The 18,791-nt window shown below is 73.8% G+C and carries 24 protein-coding genes; 11 read left to right on the forward strand and 13 right to left on the reverse strand.

All coding sequences use genetic code 11. From position 1 onward, the window contains the following. The first annotated feature begins 34 nt into the window (after nucleotides 1–34). Together ACMT9T_RS14725 and ACMT9T_RS14730 are read left to right on the forward strand one after the other, a co-directional pair. A complete protein-coding gene (locus ACMT9T_RS14725) occupies nucleotides 35–634 on the forward strand; it encodes an NAD(P)H-dependent oxidoreductase (RefSeq protein ID WP_414746250.1) in 600 nt (199 codons plus the stop codon). A gap of 63 nt (nucleotides 635–697) precedes the next feature. Next, entirely contained in the window at nucleotides 698–1,222 is a 525-nt protein-coding gene (locus ACMT9T_RS14730; protein WP_414746251.1) for a GNAT family N-acetyltransferase, read from the forward strand. A 16-nt stretch (nucleotides 1,223–1,238) separates the two neighbouring features. Here the strand turns inward: ACMT9T_RS14730 and ACMT9T_RS14735 are convergent, their stop codons facing one another. Together ACMT9T_RS14735 and ACMT9T_RS14740 are read right to left on the reverse strand one after the other, a co-directional pair. Further along, entirely contained in the window at nucleotides 1,239–1,667 is a 429-nt protein-coding gene (locus ACMT9T_RS14735) for a DUF3021 domain-containing protein (protein WP_414746252.1), read from the reverse strand. Continuing rightward, on the reverse strand, nucleotides 1,664–2,173 hold the full coding sequence (locus ACMT9T_RS14740; RefSeq protein WP_414746253.1) for a hypothetical protein: 510 nt from the start codon (nucleotides 2,171–2,173) through the stop codon (nucleotides 1,664–1,666). Before ACMT9T_RS14740 ends, ACMT9T_RS14735 begins: the two co-directional genes overlap by 4 nt. A gap of 154 nt (nucleotides 2,174–2,327) precedes the next feature. On the opposite strand from ACMT9T_RS14740, the gene ACMT9T_RS14745 reads away from it, so the two are divergent. Genes ACMT9T_RS14745 through ACMT9T_RS14755 form a run of 3 tightly spaced genes read left to right on the forward strand, consistent with a single transcriptional unit; the run spans nucleotide 2,328 to nucleotide 6,561 of the window. Next, nucleotides 2,328–3,743: a 3' terminal RNA ribose 2'-O-methyltransferase Hen1 gene (locus tag ACMT9T_RS14745; protein ID WP_414746254.1), complete on the forward strand. Its 1,416-nt coding sequence runs from the start codon at nucleotides 2,328–2,330 to the stop codon at nucleotides 3,741–3,743. Continuing rightward, nucleotides 3,740–6,343, forward strand: coding sequence for a polynucleotide kinase-phosphatase (locus ACMT9T_RS14750; RefSeq protein ID WP_414746255.1), 2,604 nt, complete (start codon nucleotides 3,740–3,742; stop codon nucleotides 6,341–6,343). The genes ACMT9T_RS14745 and ACMT9T_RS14750 overlap by 4 nt, the downstream gene beginning before the upstream one ends. Nucleotides 6,344–6,402: 59 nt before the next feature. Continuing rightward, nucleotides 6,403–6,561: a hypothetical protein gene (locus tag ACMT9T_RS14755; protein WP_414746256.1), complete on the forward strand. Its 159-nt coding sequence runs from the start codon at nucleotides 6,403–6,405 to the stop codon at nucleotides 6,559–6,561. Here the strand turns inward: ACMT9T_RS14755 and prpB are convergent, their stop codons facing one another. Together prpB and ACMT9T_RS14765 are read right to left on the reverse strand one after the other, a co-directional pair. Beyond that, a complete protein-coding gene (gene prpB / locus ACMT9T_RS14760; protein WP_204585734.1) occupies nucleotides 6,562–7,476 on the reverse strand; it encodes a methylisocitrate lyase in 915 nt (304 codons plus the stop codon). Next, nucleotides 7,476–9,026 (reverse strand): MmgE/PrpD family protein, encoded by a 1,551-nt coding sequence (locus tag ACMT9T_RS14765; RefSeq protein WP_414746257.1) that lies wholly within the window; start codon nucleotides 9,024–9,026, stop codon nucleotides 7,476–7,478. The genes prpB and ACMT9T_RS14765 overlap by 1 nt, the downstream gene beginning before the upstream one ends. Nucleotides 9,027–9,127: 101 nt before the next feature. Here ACMT9T_RS14765 and ACMT9T_RS14770 point away from each other — a divergent pair, with 101 nt between their 5' ends. Further along, nucleotides 9,128–10,033 carry a GNAT family N-acetyltransferase gene (locus tag ACMT9T_RS14770; RefSeq protein ID WP_414746258.1) on the forward strand — a complete coding sequence of 302 codons (906 nt, stop codon included), beginning with the start codon at nucleotides 9,128–9,130 and terminating at the stop codon, nucleotides 10,031–10,033. A 19-nt stretch (nucleotides 10,034–10,052) separates the two neighbouring features. On the opposite strand, the gene ACMT9T_RS14775 is transcribed toward ACMT9T_RS14770, so the two are convergent. The 4 genes from ACMT9T_RS14775 to ACMT9T_RS14790 all read right to left on the reverse strand — a co-directional run bounded on the left by ACMT9T_RS14775 (nucleotide 10,053) and on the right by ACMT9T_RS14790 (nucleotide 11,605). Beyond that, nucleotides 10,053–10,277, reverse strand: coding sequence for a hypothetical protein (locus ACMT9T_RS14775; protein ID WP_414746259.1), 225 nt, complete (start codon nucleotides 10,275–10,277; stop codon nucleotides 10,053–10,055). 99 nt (nucleotides 10,278–10,376) lie between these two features. Beyond that, nucleotides 10,377–10,766, reverse strand: a complete 390-nt coding sequence (locus ACMT9T_RS14780) for a tautomerase family protein (RefSeq protein ID WP_414746260.1) — start codon at nucleotides 10,764–10,766, stop codon at nucleotides 10,377–10,379. A 99-nt stretch (nucleotides 10,767–10,865) separates the two neighbouring features. Then, nucleotides 10,866–11,093, reverse strand: coding sequence for a hypothetical protein (locus ACMT9T_RS14785; RefSeq protein ID WP_414746261.1), 228 nt, complete (start codon nucleotides 11,091–11,093; stop codon nucleotides 10,866–10,868). 140 nt (nucleotides 11,094–11,233) lie between these two features. Beyond that, on the reverse strand, nucleotides 11,234–11,605 hold the full coding sequence (locus ACMT9T_RS14790; protein WP_414746262.1) for a hypothetical protein: 372 nt from the start codon (nucleotides 11,603–11,605) through the stop codon (nucleotides 11,234–11,236). 285 nt (nucleotides 11,606–11,890) lie between these two features. Between ACMT9T_RS14790 and ACMT9T_RS14795 the strand changes: the two genes are divergently transcribed. Further along, nucleotides 11,891–12,517, forward strand: coding sequence for a hypothetical protein (locus ACMT9T_RS14795; protein WP_414746263.1), 627 nt, complete (start codon nucleotides 11,891–11,893; stop codon nucleotides 12,515–12,517). Then, nucleotides 12,514–13,029: an RNA polymerase sigma factor gene (locus tag ACMT9T_RS14800; RefSeq protein ID WP_414746264.1), complete on the forward strand. Its 516-nt coding sequence runs from the start codon at nucleotides 12,514–12,516 to the stop codon at nucleotides 13,027–13,029. The genes ACMT9T_RS14795 and ACMT9T_RS14800 overlap by 4 nt, the downstream gene beginning before the upstream one ends. Nucleotides 13,030–13,115: 86 nt before the next feature. Here the strand turns inward: ACMT9T_RS14800 and ACMT9T_RS14805 are convergent, their stop codons facing one another. After that, the gene (locus tag ACMT9T_RS14805; protein ID WP_414746265.1) at nucleotides 13,116–13,619 is read right to left on the reverse strand and encodes a helix-turn-helix domain-containing protein; all 504 of its coding nucleotides are present in this window, start codon (nucleotides 13,617–13,619) and stop codon (nucleotides 13,116–13,118) included. Between the two features lie 147 nt (nucleotides 13,620–13,766). Here ACMT9T_RS14805 and ACMT9T_RS14810 point away from each other — a divergent pair, with 147 nt between their 5' ends. Continuing rightward, the gene (locus ACMT9T_RS14810) at nucleotides 13,767–14,264 is read left to right on the forward strand and encodes a hypothetical protein (RefSeq protein WP_414746266.1); all 498 of its coding nucleotides are present in this window, start codon (nucleotides 13,767–13,769) and stop codon (nucleotides 14,262–14,264) included. 72 nt (nucleotides 14,265–14,336) lie between these two features. Here the strand turns inward: ACMT9T_RS14810 and ACMT9T_RS14815 are convergent, their stop codons facing one another. The 4 genes from ACMT9T_RS14815 to ACMT9T_RS14830 form a co-directional block, all read right to left on the reverse strand. Next, a complete protein-coding gene (locus ACMT9T_RS14815; protein WP_414746267.1) occupies nucleotides 14,337–14,861 on the reverse strand; it encodes a hypothetical protein in 525 nt (174 codons plus the stop codon). 227 nt (nucleotides 14,862–15,088) lie between these two features. Next, nucleotides 15,089–15,304: a hypothetical protein gene (locus ACMT9T_RS14820; RefSeq protein WP_414746268.1), complete on the reverse strand. Its 216-nt coding sequence runs from the start codon at nucleotides 15,302–15,304 to the stop codon at nucleotides 15,089–15,091. 111 nt (nucleotides 15,305–15,415) lie between these two features. Beyond that, the gene (locus tag ACMT9T_RS14825; protein ID WP_414746269.1) at nucleotides 15,416–15,613 is read right to left on the reverse strand and encodes a hypothetical protein; all 198 of its coding nucleotides are present in this window, start codon (nucleotides 15,611–15,613) and stop codon (nucleotides 15,416–15,418) included. A 154-nt stretch (nucleotides 15,614–15,767) separates the two neighbouring features. Then, nucleotides 15,768–16,355 (reverse strand): DUF1349 domain-containing protein, encoded by a 588-nt coding sequence (locus ACMT9T_RS14830; protein WP_414746270.1) that lies wholly within the window; start codon nucleotides 16,353–16,355, stop codon nucleotides 15,768–15,770. 226 nt (nucleotides 16,356–16,581) lie between these two features. On the opposite strand from ACMT9T_RS14830, the gene ACMT9T_RS14835 reads away from it, so the two are divergent. Both ACMT9T_RS14835 and ACMT9T_RS14840 read left to right on the forward strand, forming a co-directional pair. Beyond that, nucleotides 16,582–18,108, forward strand: coding sequence for a tyrosine-protein phosphatase (locus ACMT9T_RS14835; RefSeq protein ID WP_414746271.1), 1,527 nt, complete (start codon nucleotides 16,582–16,584; stop codon nucleotides 18,106–18,108). Then, nucleotides 18,105–18,761, forward strand: a complete 657-nt coding sequence (locus ACMT9T_RS14840; RefSeq protein ID WP_414746272.1) for a sortase family protein — start codon at nucleotides 18,105–18,107, stop codon at nucleotides 18,759–18,761. The genes ACMT9T_RS14835 and ACMT9T_RS14840 overlap by 4 nt, the downstream gene beginning before the upstream one ends. Nucleotides 18,762–18,791 lie beyond the last annotated feature (30 nt).

The raw sequence follows: 18,791 nt of genomic DNA on the forward strand, positions 1-18,791 counted from the left end.
CGCCGCGTCCGGGCGGGCGTGGTCGGATGGGGGCATGACCGCGCTCATCGTCACGGCCCACCCCGATCCCGACTCCCTCACCCACCACGTCGCCCGCCGGCTCGAGGCCGCGCTCGGGGGATCCGGCGCGTCCGGCGCCACGACCGCGCACCTCGCCCAGGAGGGCTTCGACCCCGTGTTCGGGATGGCCGACCGGCGCGCGTACGCCGGCGACTCCCCCGCTCCCGCCGACGTGCTCGCCGAGCAGGCGCGGCTCGACGCCGTGGATCACGTCGTGCTCGTCTTCCCCGTCTGGTGGTGGTCGATGCCGGCGCTCTTGAAGGGCTGGATCGACCGCACGTTCATCGCGGGCTGGGCCTTCGGCATCGACGACGACGGGCGCATCGAGAAGCGGTCGCAGCGCCTCACCGTGCACCTCGTGCCCGTCTCCGGGACGAGCCGCGCGGCGTTCGCCCGGCACGGCTACCTCGCGTCGTTCGAGAGGCAGGTCGGTCACGGGATCCTCGACTACTGCGGTGCCCGCCGTGGCGCGACCGCGTTCGTGCACGACTCGGAGTCGGGCGACCGGGACGCCGTGGGCGCCGAGGTCGAGCGGGCGGTTGCGGAGGTCGTCGCGGCGGTCACGGCCGACTGACGCGCGCGGCGCGGATCCGCCCGGGGCTCGTGCGGCCCGACCGGCACCGCCTACGGTCGTCGCATGAGCGATCCCGTCGACCCGACCGCCGACCGACCGCAGGACGCGACCCCCGGGGGCGCGGAGCACCCCGCCGTCACGATCCGCCCGGCCCGCGCCGAGGACATGGAGCGGGTCGCGCGCCTCCGCTGGCGCTGGTCCGTCGACGAGACCGGGACGGCGCCCGCGACCGACGAGGCCGGCTACGTCGCCGCGACCGCCGCCTTCGCCGCGGCCCACGCCCGCACGCACCGCTGCGTCGTCGCCGAGGCGGACGGCGAGGTCGTGGGGATGGGCTGGCTCGCCATCACGGATCGCCCGCCGACCCCGGATGACCTGGGCCGGGTCTCCGGCGACGTCCAGTCCGTCTACGTGCGGCCGACGCTGCGCGGATCGGGGACGGGCGCGCGGCTCGTGCGGGCGCTGCTGGACGAGGCCCGGGCGCACGGCTGCCGGTACGTCCGCGTGCACTCCAGCGCCCGGGCGCTGAGCCTCTACGCGCGCGCGGGGTTCGCGGTCGACGAGACGTACCGCGTCGTCCGGCTCTGAGGCGTCAGCTCCGGGATCACGTCGAGGTGCGCGCGGTCCTGCGCCGCTCGACCGCCGTCATCACGAGGTACAGCGTCGTCCAGAGCACGAGGCCCGCCGCGAGGAAGATCCCGACGACCGCGAGCACGCCGCCTGCGGTGTCCACCGGGAACCAGCCGCTGAGGAGGAGCGCGGGCAGGACGGTCACGAGCATGAGCGCGAAGTGCGCGACCGACTGGCGCGGGAGTCCCCAGCCCGGCACCTGGTAGAGCAGCGAGCCGGCGGCGGTCGCCGCGACGATGACGCCGACCGCGAGGGTGGAGCGGCCGTCCGCGGTCTGCCCGGAGGCGAGCAGGGAGGCGCCGATCGCGGACATGACGACCGACGGGATCCCGGCGAGGACCGCGGCGCGGAGGAGCAGGCGCGGACGGCGCGCGACGGCGGCCTCGCGGGTGTCGGGGGTCATCCGGCGGCCGGTTCCCGGGGCGGCCCGGCGAGCCAGGCGTACTCGGTGCTGCACGCGTCCGGGATCCCCTCCATGCCGGAGAGGTCGTACGGGGACGTCGGCTCGGAGGAGACGCCGCCGCCCAGGCTGACCTCGTCGCCCACCCGGTGGGATTCGTCGCCGAGGGTGAGGGTCGTCCCGTCCCACCGGGTCGTGCGCTCGGGGAGGATCGGGAGCCAGTAGGCGGAGCCGCCGTCGGGCGCGTAGCCCGGCGTCTCGAGGTAGAGGCAGCCGCCGCGCTCGACGAGCGTGCCGGTGAGGAGCGCCTCCATGGCGCCCCCGTCGTCGCGGTAGGTGGCGATCTCGGCTGACCCGGGGACGGGTGACGCCGGGACGGCGGCGGCGGCAGCGTCGTCGGCGGGCGCCGCCGCCGGGCTGGTGGAGCATCCCGCGAGGAGCGCTCCGAGGGCAGCTGCGACACCGATCGTGCTCGCGCTGGTCCGTGCTCGTGCGGGTGCTCGTCGCATGCGATCTCCTCGTCCCGCCCAGCAGAGCACACGCGGCCCGGCGACGGAACCCCCGATGAGGGGGCCGTGTCACGCGCCCCCGCTGGCGTCCCTCGCTCGCTACGGTGTCCCCAGGCCTCCGCAGCGGGTCGCATCCCCCACGAGAGAGACCACCGTGCTCATCACCCTCACCTCGACGGCGCCCTCGGCGTCCGACCTCAGCCACCTCCTCCGCAAGCACCCCGGCAAGGCGCAGGCGTTCGACCTCGCCGTCGGCACCGCGCACGTCCTCTACCCCGAGGCCACCGACGAGAGGTGCACGGTCGCGCTGCTGCTCGAGGTGGATCCGATCGCGCTCGTCCGCGACAAGCGGTTCCGGAGCGCGGGCGCCTCGAGCATCACGCACTACGTGAACGACCGGCCGTACGCGTCGTCGTCGATGCTCGCGGTCGCGCTCGGCCATGTGTTCCGCACCGCGATGGGCGGTCGGAGCGACACGTTCCCCGAGCTCGCCGCGGGCACCCTGCCGCTCACGGTCACCGTGGCGGCCCTCCCCGCGCGCGGCGGCGCCGACCTCGTGCGCGACCTGTTCGCGCCGCTCGGCTGGCGGGTCGCGGCGACGCCCGTGCCGCTGGATCCCGCGTTCCCCGACTGGGGCGACTCCCTCTACGTCGACCTCGTGCTCACGGGCGACGTCCGCCTCGCCGACGCGCTCCGCCACCTCTACGTGCTGCTGCCGGTGCTCGACGACGGCAAGCACTACTGGGTCTCCGACGACGAGGTGGGCAAGCTCCTCCGCGCCGGCGAGGGCTGGCTCGCGGAGCACCCGGCGCGCGACCTCATCACGCGCCGGTACCTCGCGCACCAGCGCGACCTCGTGGGCGAGGCGGACGAGCGGCTCGACACGGGCGTCGACGGATCCTCGGGCGCAGCCGCGCATGCCGCGGATCCCGCGGTCCCCGCCGCCCCCGCCCCGCGCTCCCCGTCGCTCGCCCGCCTGCGCGCCGAGACGGTGCACGCGGTGCTCACGGAGGTCGGCGTCCGCACGGTGGCCGACGTCGGCTGCGGATCCGGGGCGCTGCTCGCGCACCTGGTGCCGGACCCGGCGTTCACGCGCCTCATCGGCACCGACGTCTCCGCCTCCGACCTGGAGGCCGCCGCCCGCCGCCTCGACCTGCGCGACGCGAGCGACCGGGCGCGCGAGCGGATCCAGCTCATCCAGTCCTCCGCGACCTACGAGGACCCGCGCATCGCCGGCCTCGACGCGATCGTGCTGATGGAGGTCATCGAGCACGTGGACCCCGACCGGCACGCGGCCCTCGAGGCGAGCGTGTTCGGATCCGCGTCGCCCGCCGCCGTGATCGTCACGACCCCGAACGCCGAGCACAACGCGCTCTACCCGGGCCTCGCCGCGGGCGCGCTCCGCCATCCCGACCACCGCTTCGAGTGGACCCGCGCCGAGTTCGCCTCCTGGGCCGCGCGCGTCGCCGAGCGGCACGGCTACCGCGTGGAGGTCCGGCCCGTCGGCGACGCGGATCCCGTCCACGGCTCCCCCACCCAGCTCGCCCTCTTCCGGAAGGCCACGCGATGACCGACGCCCCCGCCGCTCCCGCGCAGACGCCCGCGCTGCCGATCCCCCGCATGTCGCTCGTGCTGCTGGTCGGCGCGAGCGGATCCGGCAAGTCGACCTTCGCGCGCACCCACTTCGGCCCCTACGAGGTGCTGTCGAGCGACTTCTTCCGCGGCCTCGTCTCGAACGACGAGAACGACCAGTCGGCCACGCCCGCCGCGTTCGAGGCGCTCCGGCACGTCGCGAGCCAGCGTCTCCGCAAGGGTCTCCTGACCGTGATCGACGCGACGAACGTGCAGGCCGAGTCGCGGCGATCCCTCGTGCAGCTCGCCCGCGACCACGACGTGCTGCCGGTCGCGATCGTGCTCGACGTGCCGGTGGGCGTGTGCGTGGAGCGGAACGCGGCGCGCACGGATCGCACGTTCGGCGCGTCCGTCGTGAAGCGGCAGCACGACCAGCTGCAGCGGTCGCTCAAGGGCCTCGGGCGCGAGGGCTTCCGCAAGGTGCACGTGCTGCGCGGCGTGGACGAGATCGCGGCCGCGCGCTTCACGGTCGAGCCGCTCCTCAACGACCTGCGCCACGAGCGCGGGCCCTTCGACGCCATCGGCGACGTGCACGGCTGCCGCGCGGAGCTCGAGACGCTGCTCGGGGAGCTGGGCTACGAGATCCAGCGGGACGAGAGGGGCCGCCCCGTCGACGCCGCGCACCCCGAGGGCCGCCGCGTCGTGTTCCTCGGCGACCTCGTGGATCGCGGCCCCGACACCCCGGGCGTGCTCCGCCTGGCGATGGGCATGGTGCGCGCGGGCCACGCGTTCGCGGTGCCCGGCAACCACGAGGACAAGCTCGTGAAGGCGCTGCAGGGGAAGAAGGTGCGGGTCGCGTACGGCCTCGCGGAGTCGCTGGCGCAGCTCGCCGAGGAGGACGAGGCGTTCCGCGTGGACGTCGAGCGGTTCTGCCGCGAGCTGGTCTCCCACCTCGTGCTCGACGGCGGCGACCTCGTCGTCGCGCACGCCGGCCTCATCGAGGCGTACCAGGGCCGCGCGTCCGGCCGCGTGCGCGCCTTCGCGCTCTGGGGCGATGCCACCATCGGTGAGACGGACGAGCACGGCCTGCCCGTGCGCCGCGACTGGGCGCTCGACTACCGCGGATCCGCGACCGTGCTCTACGGGCACGTCGCCGGCGTCGGCACCGAGTGGGTCAACGGCACGATGTGCCTCGACACCGGATGCGTGTTCGGCGGCGAGCTCAGCGCCCTCCGCTGGCCCGAGCGCGAGGTCGTCGCCGTGCCCGCCGAGCGCGTCTGGTCGGAGCCGACCGTGCCGCTCGGGCGCCGGTACGCGTCGGCCGACCGCGGCGCCGTCGCGGCCTCCGGTGCCGAGGCGCCGCGCGCCCCCGGCCTCCTCCGCATCGACGACGTGCTCGGCAAGCAGGTCGTGGAGACGCGCGCCTTCGGCCGCGTCGGGATCCGCGAGGACGTCGCCGCCGGCGCACTGGAGACGATGAGCCGCTTCGCCATCGACCCGCGGCACCTCGTCTACCTGCCGCCCACCATGAGCCCGCCCACGTCGTCCTCCCGTGACGACGTGCTCGAGCACCCGGCCGAGGCCTTCGAGGCGTACCGGCGCGACGGGCTCGAGCGGGTGATCTGCGAGGAGAAGCACATGGGATCCCGCGCGGTCGTGCTCCTCACCCGCGACCCCGCGCGCTTCGGCGCGCCCGCGGGCTGGCGCGGCACCGTGCACACGCGCACCGGCCGCCCCTACTTCGACGACGCCGAGACGGACGCGCTGCTCGCCCGGCTCGATGCCGCGGTGGAGTCGGCCGGGCTCTGGTCGGAGCTCAGCACGTCGTGGATCCTGCTCGACGCCGAGCTGCTGCCCTGGTCGGCGAAGGCCGGGCCGCTGATCCGCGACCAGTACGCGTCCGTCGGCGCCGCCGCGACCGCGGCGCTGCCCGCCGCCGTCCGCACGCTCGAGCAGGCGGCCGCGTCCGGCATCGACGTGGCTGACCTCCTCGAGCGCACGCGTGCGCGGGCCGCCGACGCGGAGGCGTACGTCGCCGCCTACCGCCGGCACGCGGCGCCGTACGCCGGCCTCGACGACGTGCGCCTCGCGCCCTTCCAGCTCCTCGCCACCGAGGGCGCGACCCACCTCGCGCGCGAGCACGCGTGGCACCTGGCGCTGGCTCAGCGGCTGGCGGACGCGGATCCGGGCCTCGTGATCCCCACGCGCTCCGTCGAGGTCGACCTCGCGTCGCCGCGGTCGGAGGAGGCCGCCACGCGCTGGTGGCAGGAGCTCACGGACGCGGGCGGCGAGGGCATGGTCGTGAAGCCCGTCGCGGGCCTCGTCCGCGGGCGGACGACGCTCGCGCAGCCGGGCATCAAGGTGCGCGGCCGCGAGTACCTGCGCATCGTCTACGGCCCCGACTACACGGAGCCCGCGAACCTGCGCCGCCTCCGCGACCGCGACGTCGGCCACAAGCGGTCGATGGCCCTCCGCGAGTACGCGCTCGGCGTCGAGGCGGTCGAGCGCTTCGTCGCGGGCGAGCCGACGTGGCGCGTGCACCAGGCGGTCTTCGGCGTCCTGGCGATGGAGTCCGAGCCGGTGGATCCGCGGCTGTGACGCCCGGAGCGTGTGGATGCTCCGGCGCCGGGCGGGACGCCCGCCGCTAGCCTCGCCGGGTGCCCGCCCCTGCCGCCGCCCGATCCGGCGCGGGGCGGGCTTTCACGCGCGCGGGCCACGTGCTCTCGTCGATCGCGATGGGGCTCCTGCTGGCCGTCCTCGCCCTCGGCCTCGCGCTCGACGGGTCGCTCCGCCGCCTCGACGAGCACGACCGGTGATCACGCCCCGCCGCGGTTCCCCTCCAGCGTGAACGTGAACACGTCCTCGTCGAACGCGCTGTAGCCCGCGTAGTCGAGCAGCTCGTAGAGGCGCGCACGGGTCTGCATCTCGGGCACCTTCGAGGCGAGCGTGCCCTCCTCCAGGATCGCGTCGAGGCCGCGCTCGGCGGCGCCCATCGCGAGGCGCAGGAGCGAGACCGGGTAGATGACGATGTTGACGCCCACGTCGCGGAGCTGCGACGTCGTGAACAGCTCGCTCTTCCCGAACTCGGTCATGTTGGCGAGGATCGGCACGTCCACCGCGGCGCGCATCGCCTCGAACTCGGCGAGGTCGGCCATCGCCTCGGGGAAGATCGCGTCGGCACCGGCGTCGACGAGGGCGCGCGCCCGGTCGACGGCCGCGGCCATGCCGTCGACGCCGCGCACGTCGGTGCGGGCCATGACCAGCAGGTCGGGGTCACGTCGGGCGTCGACGGCCGCGCGGATCCGCTTCAGCGCCGTCGACTCGTCCACGACCTGCTTGCCGTCGAGGTGGCCGCAGCGCTTGGGGTTCACCTGGTCCTCGATGTGGAGCCCGGCGACGCCCGCGTCCTCGAGCATCTGCACGGTCCGCGCGACGTTCATCGGCTCGCCGAAGCCCGTGTCGGCGTCCACGAGGCACGGCAGGTCGGTGACGCGCGCGATCTGCTGCGAGCGCCCGGCCACCTCGGTGAGCGTGGTGAGGCCGATGTCCGGCAGGCCGAGATCCGCCGAGAGCACGGCGCCCGAGATGTAGACGCCGTCCATGCCCTTGTCCTGGATGAGGCGGGCCGACAGCGGGTTGAACGCGCCGGGCATCCGGAGCAGCTCTCCAGACGCGAGCCGCTCGCGGAACGCGCGGCGCTTGGCGGCGGAGGTGAGGTTCGAGTGCAGCACTAGAGGAGTCCCTTCGGGGAGCCGGCGCCGTCGAGGAGGCCGGGTCGTGCGGTGACGGTGAGGCCTGCGAGCTCGTCGGCGGTGAGCTCGGGCAGGCGCTCGACGAGGGCGAGGAAGCGGTCGACCTCGGCCTCCTCGAGCACGCCGTCGGCGAGCGTGCGGAGCTTGGCGACGTAGTCGGCGCGCGCGAACGGCCGGGCGCCGAGCGGGTGCGCGTCGGCGACGGCGATCTCGTCGACGATGGTCGAGCCGTCGGTCAGGCGGATCTCCACCCGGCCGCCGAACGCCTTTTCCGCCGGATCCATGGAGTGGTACCGGCGGGTCCACTCGGGGTCCTCGGTCGTGGTGACGCGGCGCCAGAGGTCCACCGTGTCGGGGCGGCCGGCGCGCTCGGGCGCGTACGAGTCGACGTGGTGCCAGGCGCCGTCCTGCAGCGCGACCGTGAAGATGTACGGGATCGAGTGGTCGAGGGTCTCGCGGCTGGCGCGCGGGTCGTACTTCTGCGGGTCGTTCGCACCGGATCCGATGACCACGTGCGTGTGGTGCGACGAATGGATGAGGACGCGGTCGATCGCGTCCGCGTCGGCGAGCACGGGGTGCGTGTGGTGCAGGCGACGCGCGAGGTCGATCCACGCCTGCGCCTGGTACTCGGCCGAGTGCTCCTTCGTGTACGTGTCGAGGATCGCCCGCTTGGCCTCACCCGGCGCGGGCAGCGGCACGTCGTAGCCGGCGTCGGGGCCGTCGAGCAGCCACGCGATCACGCCGTCCTCGCCCTCGTAGATGGGGGTGGGGCTCGTCTGGCCGCGCATCGCCCGGTCGATCGCCTCGACGGCCATCTTCCCGGCGAACGCGGGCGCGTGCGCCTTCCACGTGCTGATCGCGCCCTTGCGCGACTGGCGCGTGGCGGTGGTGGTGTGCAGCGCCTGCCCGATCGCCTGGAAGACGGTCTCCTCGTCGAGCCCGAGGAGCGTGCCGATGCCGGCGGCGGCCGACGGGCCGAGGTGCGCCACGTGATCGATCTTGTGCGCGTGCAGGCTGATGGCCTTCACGAGGTCGACCTGGATCTCGTAGCCGGTCGCGATGCCGCGGATCACGTCGGCGCCCGTGAGCGCGCGCCCGTCGAGGCGGCCGGCCGCGGCGGCGTGCTGCGCGGCGGCGAGGATCGGCGGGATGTTGTCGCCCGGGTGCGAGTACTCCGCGGCCAGGAACGTGTCGTGGTAGTCGAGCTCGCGCACGGCCACGCCGTTCGCCCAGGCCGCCCACTCGGCGCTGACGCGGGTGGCGGGATCCGCGCCCACGACGGTCGCGCCGGCGCCGCCCGTGGACGGCCCGTGCGCCAGGGCCTGCGCGCGCGCTGCGACGACGGGCGCGCGGGTGAGCGAGGCGGTCGCGACGGCCGCGTTGTCGATGATGCGGTTGACGATCATCTCGGTGACGTCGGCGTCGACCTCGACCGGGTCGGCGGCGACGGCGGCGATGCGCCCCGCCAGCTGCTCCCCGGGAGGCAGGGCCTCGTCGCTGCGGTGGACGCGGACGCGGTGGATCTGCATGCTCTTCCTCACGGTCGGGCGCCTGTCGCGGAGGGCTCGTGGCCCCGTCCGCGCGGCACCGGTCCAGCGTATCCACCGCCGGGCCCGCCCTACGCTGGAGCGTGCTCACCGTCGCCCCGGAGTCCCCTCGTGCCGAGGACGTGCTCCCGCTGCTGCGGCAGGCGGACGACTTCGCGCTCTCCCTCTACCCGGCGGAGAGCTACCACGCGCTCGACGTCGGCGACCTGGAGCGGCCGGACGTCACGTTCCTCGTCGCGCGCGAGGGCGGCCGCGCGCTCGGCACAGCGGCCGTCGTCGACGGGGGCGACGGATCCGCGGAGCTGAAGCGCGTGTTCGTCACCGCCGCGGCGCGCGGCCTCGGCGCGGGACGCGCGCTCCTGCTCGCCGCCGAGGAGCGAGCGCGCGGGCTCGGCGCCACCGTCATGCGACTCGAGACCGGCCTGCCGCAGACCGCGGCGATCGCCCTGTACGAGCGCGGCGGCTACCGGCACGTGCCGCGCTTCGGGAAGTACGCGGCGGATCCGACGAGCGTCTGCATGGAGCGCGATCTGCGGGTGGATCCCGGGCCGCTCCCCCGCTGGATCCTCCGCGCCGCCCTCCCCGACGACGCGACGTGGATGGCCGAGCTGCGCGCCGTCGTCCTCCGGCCCGACCTCGAGCGGCTCGGCCGGTGGGATCCGATCCGCGTCCGCCGCCGCTTCCTCGACGGCTGGGCGCCCTCGCGGACGCAGGTGATCCGCGTCGATGGCCGCGACGCCGGCCTCATCGCCTGCCGGGAGGAGCCCGACGCGCGCTGGATCGAGCACTTCTACCTGGATCCGGCGCTGCAGGGCGTGGGGATCGGCGGCGAGGTGCTCCGCGACCTCATGGCCCGGCACGACGACGGCCGCCCGTTCCAACTGGACGTGCTGCAGGGCAGCGCGGCGCGGCGCCTCTACGAGCGGGTCGGGTTCCAGGTCGAGCGCGAGGACGCGGTGGACGCGTGGATGGTGGCGCTGCGCCGCTGACCGGACCGCTCTCCCCGGGCTACAGCCCCCGCCTGGCCATCCACCGGATCAGGAAGAGCCCGACGACGCCGAGGACCAGGAGAGCGGGACCGGTGACGAGGAAGATCGAGCCCAGCTCTCCCGTCACGGCTCGGAAGGTCGCGATCGCGCCGCCGATCACCGCGCCCCAGGCCGAGATGCTCCGCGCGGCCCCGAAGGCCGGCTTCGGCGTCCCCTCGGCCGGCCGATCCGCGTCGTCGCTCATCCGGCCAGGCTAGTCGCCGGCCTGATCAGGGCCGGTGCCCACCGCGCCTCGACCGCGGCGTACGAGCGCTGGACGCGCGCCACGTCCGTCAGGAGATCGCTAGACGTCGACCGCGTAGCCGAGCGCGAGGTCCTCGGCGTCGACCCCGCGGATGCCCCAGTTCACCCGGGGCGTCTCCGTGATCGTGATTTCCACGCTGTGCGGCGGGATCCCGACCTCGGACGCGATCCGCGAGAAGAGCTCCCGGATCAGCGCCCGCTTGGCCGCCTCGCTCCGCCCCTCGAACATCGAGATCTCGATGATCGTGTAGTCATCCCCTCGATCCGCGGGGTGGATGAAGTCGGCTGGCTCCAGCCCGACGAAGCGGTGGAAGCGCTTCTCCGCCGGGTACTCGAGGGCGACCATCACCGCGCCGTGGATCGCATCCGACAGCGCCCCGCGATGCGCGTCGAGGGAAGCCCGCCGTCCGTACACGATCACCTGCGCCATCCGGCAACGGTATCGGGACGACACCCGGCTGACGCGATGGCCGTCTCGACAGCCGACCGCCGCCCGGAGCGCTGCCCGATGCCCGATGCCGGACACCGATCAGGAGCGCGACGCCGAGCCCTTCTCGCCCGAGCGCTTCCTGCGCAGCGAGCGGATGAGGAGGAACCCGCCGATGACGATGAAGGCTCCGCCCGCGACGAACCCCAGGATCCGTTGCTCCGGGTGCAGGCAGCCGTAGACGATGGCCACGATCCCGGTCACGAGGAAGAAGAAGTGCTGGGTGCGCATGGAGGATCCGGACGCATCGGCGTCCTCGGGCGTGCTCATGGCACCAGGCTCGCATGCCGGCTGTCCGCCGATCGAGGACGGGTACGGCCCACACCGTGGACGCGCCCGTGCTCGTGCATGCAGGGGCTCGACGACGCGTCTCGGAAGGGGATCGTCTGCCGGACGGCATCGACGTCAGGTCATCCGAAGAGGATGAACGCATCGAACGAGCCGAGAGCTGACCCCGCGACGAACGCCCCGAGGGCAGGGAGCACTCCGAGGCCGCCGAGGACGGCCGCGATCCACGACGGCGTGAGCGCCCATCCACGGCCGCGACGCGCCAGGATGGCGCTCAGGCCGAGCAGCAGCGTGGTGACGGCGACCGGCAACGCCAGGACGAGCATGATCGCGATCTGCAGGTCGACGATGGCGACGTCTCGAGGAGGATCAGCCAATGGATCAGGATCCTGCATCGCGGTCACCGATGCGCGGTACGCGTCGTGCACCGGAGCCGCGTGCACGAACACGGCGATCGTGATGACCGCCCAGAACGCGACAGCGGTGAGTCCCACGACCCCAGGCACCCATGCCGCGCCAGGCCCCCGGTATCTCCCCCACCTCATACCGCCAGCTTCGCGCACTGCGCCGGGCGGTCACCGACACCGCAGCCGCACTGGTCCAGCCGTCTCGTAAGCCGATCCCTACCCCGACACGGCACGGCAGTCGGCGCACAGGCGCACGTCGGCACAGACCGACGATCCGGGTGGAGCAGGATCGTGACATCGCTCTCCCGTCGTGGACGGATCGGCGCGTGCCGGACATGTAGGTCGTGAAGCCACGAGACAGAGGGGGCCAGCATGTCGGAGTCCGAAGACCCGCTCGAGCGGGTGCTGCGCGAGGCCGCACCCGCCACCCGGGCGGACAGCGTCAGCGAGGACGCTCTCCGCGCGATGATCGCCGGGATACCCGATGAGGACGCGCGCCGAAGGCGACGTGGTCATGGAGCGCGTGGAGCCGCCATCGGGACCCTGGTGGTGCTGTCGCTCGTCGGGGTCGGGAGCGCGGCGGCACGGATCCTCCCCGTGGAGTGGCAGCCCTGGGCGGTCGAGGAGGCGCATGGCTCCATGGAGTACGAGCTGCCGAGCGGGCAGTGGTGCGAGTACCGGTGGGGGAACTTCGCCGGCGACCCGGACGCCGTGACCGCGGCCGAGCGGATCGCTACCGGCGGCACGCTCCCCCGCCTGGACATGGACGAGGAGATCGAGCGAGCCCGTGCGACGACGACGTACACCCATGTGAACCCCGGGGGCCCGAACGAGCCGGGGGGCTTCGGCACCGAGCACTGGGATGCGGACATGGAGTACCAATCCGTCCTCGGCACCGCCATGAACGAGCTCCTCCTAGCAGCGCTCGAACGGGAGGGCTTCGCACACGAGGCCCTCACCAGCATCGACGGGGAGACGCACTGCGGGGAGAGCCGATGAGCCGGCGCGTCCCATCCATCGAGACCACCCGCATCACCGCCGCTCTCGAGGACGCGTGCCGCGACCTGCTCGCGTTCCTCGCACGGCGAGCCGGGGACGACGACGCAGCGGATCTCCTCGCCGACGTCGCCCTCACCGCCTGGCGACGCCGGTCCTCGATGCCGGAACAGTCAGAGGGTGCGCGGATGTGGCTCTTCGGCATCGCACGCAACACCCTCGCGAACGCGCAACGCAGCGAACGGCGCCGATGGAGCCTCGCAGACCGGGTCCGCACCGAGATGACGACCTCGACCACCACCGCCGGACCAGACGCCGACCGAGCACTCGAGATCCGCGCCGCCCTCGACACCCTGGAGCCGGACGATGCCGAGCTCATCCGGCTGATCCACTGGGACGGCTTCTCGGTCCGGGAGTCGGCCGAGCTGCTCGGGCTCAACGAGTCGACAGCCCGCAGCCGACACGCGCGCGCGAAGGACGCCCTCCGACGAGCACTCGAACCCGAACGGCCGTGACGACCAGACCGGCACAGCACGCGACCGTGTCCGACAGGGGATCCCCTGTCAGGACACGTGGCGCCGCGTGGTCCGTCGTCCTCGGCTCAGGTCCGACCGTCGGGTGCCCGCTCCTTGCGGTCGCGCGACAGCGGGTAGCGGCGGTCCAGGCGTGGGCTGAGGATGACGAGGAACAGGAACACCGAGAGCAGCCATCCCGCGATCCAGTACGCGGGGATGAGGTAGATCGCGAGGTTGGAGAACGTGTCCGAGTGGATGCCGACGATGACGGCGATCGTGAACAGCGCGCCGATGCCGTAGTAGAGAGCTTCGAGTCCGTCGGTGATCGTGTCGCGGCGTTCCTGCTGTCGCGCGGCTCGGGTGTCGAGGGCGGTGACGGCGCGTCCGAAGTCGCTCTCGTCGACGGTGGTGAAGAGGTCGCGCACGGGGACCTCGAGCGCTTTGGCGACGCGGGTGAGGGTGTCGAGGCTGGCGTCGTTGCCGGCTTCGAGCCGTTGCACCGTCCTGACGGTGATGCCGCTGGTCTCGGCGAGTCGTTCCTGGGTCCACCCTCGCTGCGTGCGGAGGTCGACGATGCGTGTCTCGTTCATGGTCTCCACGGTAGGGAAGGGCGTCCTGGCGGGCCACGACATCGACCCGACATCGACCCGACATCCACGCGACAGGGCGCGCAGGGCGATCGCGGCCACCCCATGAGCGAGGCGCGCGAAGCTGGCGGCACATGCACGAGCAGGTGGGTGACGTTCGACGCGCTCGTGGTGCGAGGAGCAGTGCGCCGTGCTTCACTGGCCCGCATGCGGCGGTCGCGAACACCAGCTCTGATGTCGGTCGTCGTCGCGGCCACCATCGTGTCCAGCCTCAGCGGTTGCGCTGGCGGAGGGTCGGGTTCGGGCGGATCCTGCGCTGTCAAGACGCTCGATCTCCACGACTCGACCCTGCGACCCGGAGGGTCCGTGCGGGTCAGTGCGGACTTCATCTGGGAGACGTGCGAGGACACGGGAGGCACCAGCCGAGCCGCGTCGGATGTCACCGTCCTCATCACTCCCTCCGCGAGCGGCGAGGAGATGCTGCTCGGCCGCCCGACGCCGAGAGGAGAGCGGGCCACGGTCGACGAGTCCTTCGACCTCCCCTCGGACCTGCCCATCGGCCCCGCCGTCGTCGCTCTGCGCTCGCACGGTGGAGATGCGATCGACATCGAGCTCCCCGTGACGGTCACGACCGCGCCAGCTCCCTGAGGTCGGCGGGCGCATCCGCGTCGCCCCGAGGATCGTCCCGGTGGGGATCCCTTCCCGGACGGTCTCGATGGTCTAGTCGCCGGAGGCGGGTCGCAGCGTCGACCAGACCTCGACGACGCCCTCGCCGTACGCCGCATCCGCTTCGGCCTGCTGGCGACCATCGTCGTCGTAGATGACGGTGACCGACGCGCGTCCCCGGTATTCGCCGACGCTGAGCGGACCGTCGAGCGAACCCATCCTGCTCGAGTAGTCCTCCACGGCGCGGGCGACGGCCTCCGCGTCCGCGGGGTCACCCGGGGTGGGCTCGGGGAGCGGCGTCGCGGAGGACGCGGCGTGGGGATCGTAGGACTCCGGCGGGCGCGTGAGGGTGAAGGAGGTGCCGTCGAAGGTGCCGAAGACCTCGTAGTCGCCCCATGTGGCGCCCGACCGGCTCTCCTCCCCCTCGACCTCGGCCCAGTCCCACCCGATGATGTCGGGTCCGCCGCAGGAGGGCGGAAGGGATTCGCCGACGCCGCCCACGCAGAGCTCGGGGCCGTCGCCGTGGTCGATGACCATCGACCGCGTCGTCAGCTCGCCCACCGGACGACCTGAGGACATCGGGGCATCCGGTGCCGGGCCCGTGGCGACGCCTCCGGCTGCGCAGCCGCTGAGCGATGCAGCGGCGATGATCGCGATCAGAGCCGCCCGTGAAGTCCTCATGCGATCAGCCTGGCCACTCCGATCCGCCGCCGCGAGGCCCCAGTTCGAGCCCGGTGATGCGTTCCCGTTGGGGCCGGTCGCCGGACACGCGGCCGGCATCCACGGCGCTCTCGTCTCCCTCGGTACTAGAAGGGAGGCCCGTTCCGGCGACGCAGGTCCCAGCCGAGGCCGACCAGCAGCGCCCCGACCGCGAAGAGCAGAGCGGCGAGCTGCCAAGGCTCCGTCGACGAGGACGGCGGGAACCGGGAGAACAGCATGAAGGGCGAACCGAGGAGCAGGAGCGCGCCGCCGATGAGGAAGAACCCGAAGGGCAGTTCAGCATCGGGCTGCTCACGTCTCATGCCCCGAGGGTAGTGCGACCTTGACGCACGACTCGGCCGAGGAAGCTGACTCCCGTATGTGAAGCGTCCGGCAGGTGATCCCCTCGCGTACATCGCCGACGATGAGCGAAGTCAGATCCTGGACCGGGCGCGGCGCCGTGAGGCGGCGATGAGCAGCACGGTGGTCAGAGCGGCACACGCGATGATGATCGCCAGGCCCATGAGCGTCCCGTCCTCAGCAGCCCCCGACTCCACGGTGCGGACGGTGTTCTCCGTCGGAAGCGAATCCACCAAGAGAGCCGAGCGCACGGTGCTCTGGATGACGATCACGGCTCCGGAGACGACAGCAGCGGCCAGGATCCCCACCGAACCGATGACGAATGCGGCCGAACCCCGCACGCTCGCGGGCTCGATCGGGCCTCATGGTCACAGCGTGCGGGCTTGAGGGACGACGCGCATCCACCCGCTGACGCGGACGGACCGGCTAGTCGCCAGGGTGCAGACCAGCGTCCGCCGGCCCGATCCTCCACGCCGTGAAGTGGACGGTGAAGCCGGCGCGCGTCGGCGCGCAGCACATGGGGCCCGCGGTCACGGCGGCGTCGGGATCCAGCGGCGACACCCGCACGAGGCGCCACGGCTCGTCGTCGACCCGGGCGCGGACCGTCAGCGCGTCGCCGGAGCGGCTCGCACGGATCGTGACGACCCGGCCGCGCCAGTCGGGGACGGGCGCCAGCGACCAGTCGGACATGCCGCGGGTGACGACCGCACCGAGGCCGTCCTGGCCGTCGCTGCGCTCGACGCCGGCCTTGGTCCACGTGCTGTCGTCGACCTTCACGAAGACGCCGGCCTGGTCGAACTGGGCGGAGAGGTCGAGGCGGAACGACACCTCCACGGCCGTGTCCTGGTCGAGCGGCGCGAGGAGGGCGTGCTCCGTGTCGTGCACGAAGCCGTAGGAGGTGGTGCGCCAGGCGTCGCTGCCCTCGACGGCCGTGACGCGCATGCCGTCGTCGGCGACCTCGACGTGCGCGGGAGCGGTGGTCCAGGTGCCGGAGGTCCAGGCGATGTCGGTCATGGGGCGAGCGTACGCATGCGGCGGTCGCCGCGGCTCGGCGACCGGCCGCGCTCGGACGGCCCGCGAGGAGGGCGATCGGCCCGCATCCCGTCTGTTCACGGAAGCAGAACATCCCGTTCACGCACGGGGCCGCGCCGCGCCCCATGATCCTGATGCCGAACTCCCGCGCGCCTGCGCGCGCCGGCCTGCGCGACCCCGCGCGCATCCCCATCACAGAAGGACGAACGTGACGATCCCCCCTGCCCGCCGTGCCGCCCCCGCGCGCATCGGCGCCCTCACCGCGGCGGCCGTCGCGGTGGTGCTCTCCGTCGGCATCGGCGCGCCCGCGCACGCCGCCGCCGACCCCGCGCTCCAGCCGGCCCCCACGGCGAGCGACCACCTCATCACCGACGTGCCCGGCCTCGTCAACGGCCGCGAGCTGGGCGCCTTCACCGGCCTCGACGGGCGCACGGTCGACGCGAGCCGCCTGATCCGCACCGAGTCGCTCGACAAGATCACCGCGGCCGGCGCCGCGACGCTCGCGACCGCGCACCACGTCGACCTCGTGATCGACCTGCGCACGCCCGGCCAGATCCAGAAGAAGCCCGACGTGCCGATCCCCGGCGCGAAGACCGTCGCCATCTCCCTCTTCGGCGCCGACGGCGACTACCCGGACGACACGGTCATGTACCAGGACCTCATCGACAAGGGCCACGTCGACGCCGCCCACCCGGGCGTCATGATCAGCGCCTACCGCCAGGTGCTGCAGGCCATCGCATCGCACACCGGGAACGGCACGATCCTCATCCACTGCTCGCACGGCATGGACCGCACGGGCACCGTCGTCGACCTGCTCGACCGGATCCTCGGCGTCGGCAGCTCCGACATCCTCCACGACTACCTGCTCTCGAACACGCAGCTCGGCGTCGACTGGGCGAAGCCCGCGCTCCTCCAGGGCACGTTCGAGGCGGGCATCGCGTCGCGCTACGCCGGCATGGACTCCTACATCCGCACGACCCTCGGCGTGGACGACCAGGAGATGCGGGCCCTGCGCGCGGAGTTCCTCGTCTCGGACGACGCGTCCGCGGCCTCCATCACCGTCGGCGGCGTGACCGTGCCGCTCGGCGACGCGGCCGGATCCGCGGGCGCCGTCGTGCCCGTCGGCCTCCCCGCCCTCACGGCCGGCGACGTCCGGGTGACCACCGCGGACGGATCCGCCACCTCGTCCGTCGCCATCGACGGCCGCACCGTCACCGTCACGGTGACCGCGGCGGACGGGCGCACGACGCGCACGTACCGCGTCACGGCCGGGCTCGCGGAGATCGCGCTGCCGGGCGGATCCGCGCCCGCCGCGGGAGGCACCGTCGCGTTCCGCGCGGCGGGGCTCACCCCGGGCGCCGCCTACCGTGTGGTCCTCCACTCGACGCCGACCGACGTCGGATCCGTCACCGCGGCCTCCGACGGCACCGCGTCGGGCACCGTCACGATCCCCGTGGGCACCGACCCGGGCGCGCACACGCTGACGCTCGTCGACGCGCAGGGCCGGGCGGTCACGGATCCCGCGACCATCACGGTGAGCGACTCGGCCGTCGCCTCGGTCACGGCCACCGCGACCGGCGCGCGCCACGCGGGCCCCGCGGTCGCGACGGGCGGCACCTCCGTCGCGTCCGACCCGTGGCCGGGCGTCGCGCTGGCCGCCCTCGGCCTCGCGGGCCTCGCCGCGCTCGCGGGCCGGGCGGCCGTGCGCCGTCGCGTCGCGCAGCGCCAGCGGTGACGACCGATCCCCGGGCGACCCGGCGGCGGCTCCTCGCCGCCGCCGGGGTCGTCGTCGCATCCGCGGCCGTCGTCGTCGGCACGCTGATGGCCGTGGGCGCCCTGCCCGCGGCGGACGCCCCGCGCGACCTCGCGGGCGCCCCCGTCCAGGCCGACGTGCCCGCGTCCGCGTCCGCGGCGAGCGCGGACGGATCCCCCGACACGTCCGTGGACTCCGGCCTCGGCCGCCTCCTGGCGCCGTCGGTCGGGCTCGACGTGCCGCTCGGCGGGGTCGACGTGGTCGGCGGCGTCGTGGATCCCCCGGGCTTCGCCTCCGCCTACCGCGTGCGCGACCTCGGGGTCGCGCCCGAGGACGCGGCGACGGGCACGGTGTTCGTCGTGATGCACTCGGTCCGCGGCGGGGGCGTCGGCCCGGGCGACCTCCTCATCGATCCCGGCTCCGGCACCGCGCGCATCGCCGCGGGCGCGCGGATCGAGGTCGCGGGCGTCGACTACGCGGTGGGCTCCAGCCGTGCCGTGCCGAAGGGCGCCCTCCCCGACGACGCCGAGGTCTGGGCGGACACCCCCGGCCGCCTCGTCGTCATCACGTGCCTCCAGCGCCCGGACGGCAGCCCGTCCCGGGACGACATGGTGATCGAGGCCACCCGGGCCTGATCCCCACGGGAGCGCGCGACGGCCGATGCG

It is taken from the genome of Clavibacter vidaverae (assembly GCF_047529985.1).
Lineage (GTDB): Bacteria > Actinomycetota > Actinomycetes > Actinomycetales > Microbacteriaceae > Clavibacter > Clavibacter nebraskensis_A.

Bases quoted from the DNA above. Each gene is read 5' to 3' on its own strand.
- ACMT9T_RS14725 (WP_414746250.1), top strand. From the start codon at position 35: ATGACCGCGCTCATCGTCACGGCCCACCCCGATCCCGACTCCCTCACC.
- ACMT9T_RS14730 (WP_414746251.1), top strand. From the start codon at position 698: ATGAGCGATCCCGTCGACCCGACCGCCGACCGACCGCAGGACGCGACC.
- ACMT9T_RS14735 (WP_414746252.1), bottom strand. From the start codon at position 1,667: ATGACCCCCGACACCCGCGAGGCCGCCGTCGCGCGCCGTCCGCGCCTG.
- ACMT9T_RS14740 (WP_414746253.1), bottom strand. From the start codon at position 2,173: ATGCGACGAGCACCCGCACGAGCACGGACCAGCGCGAGCACGATCGGT.
- ACMT9T_RS14750 (WP_414746255.1), top strand. From the start codon at position 3,740: ATGACCGACGCCCCCGCCGCTCCCGCGCAGACGCCCGCGCTGCCGATC.
- ACMT9T_RS14765 (WP_414746257.1), bottom strand. From the start codon at position 9,026: ATGCAGATCCACCGCGTCCGCGTCCACCGCAGCGACGAGGCCCTGCCT.
- ACMT9T_RS14775 (WP_414746259.1), bottom strand. From the start codon at position 10,277: ATGAGCGACGACGCGGATCGGCCGGCCGAGGGGACGCCGAAGCCGGCC.
- ACMT9T_RS14780 (WP_414746260.1), bottom strand. From the start codon at position 10,766: ATGGCGCAGGTGATCGTGTACGGACGGCGGGCTTCCCTCGACGCGCAT.
- ACMT9T_RS14785 (WP_414746261.1), bottom strand. From the start codon at position 11,093: ATGAGCACGCCCGAGGACGCCGATGCGTCCGGATCCTCCATGCGCACC.
- ACMT9T_RS14795 (WP_414746263.1), top strand. From the start codon at position 11,891: ATGTCGGAGTCCGAAGACCCGCTCGAGCGGGTGCTGCGCGAGGCCGCA.
- ACMT9T_RS14800 (WP_414746264.1), top strand. From the start codon at position 12,514: ATGAGCCGGCGCGTCCCATCCATCGAGACCACCCGCATCACCGCCGCT.
- ACMT9T_RS14805 (WP_414746265.1), bottom strand. From the start codon at position 13,619: ATGAACGAGACACGCATCGTCGACCTCCGCACGCAGCGAGGGTGGACC.
- ACMT9T_RS14815 (WP_414746267.1), bottom strand. From the start codon at position 14,861: ATGTCCTCAGGTCGTCCGGTGGGCGAGCTGACGACGCGGTCGATGGTC.
- ACMT9T_RS14820 (WP_414746268.1), bottom strand. From the start codon at position 15,304: ATGAGACGTGAGCAGCCCGATGCTGAACTGCCCTTCGGGTTCTTCCTC.
- ACMT9T_RS14830 (WP_414746270.1), bottom strand. From the start codon at position 16,355: ATGACCGACATCGCCTGGACCTCCGGCACCTGGACCACCGCTCCCGCG.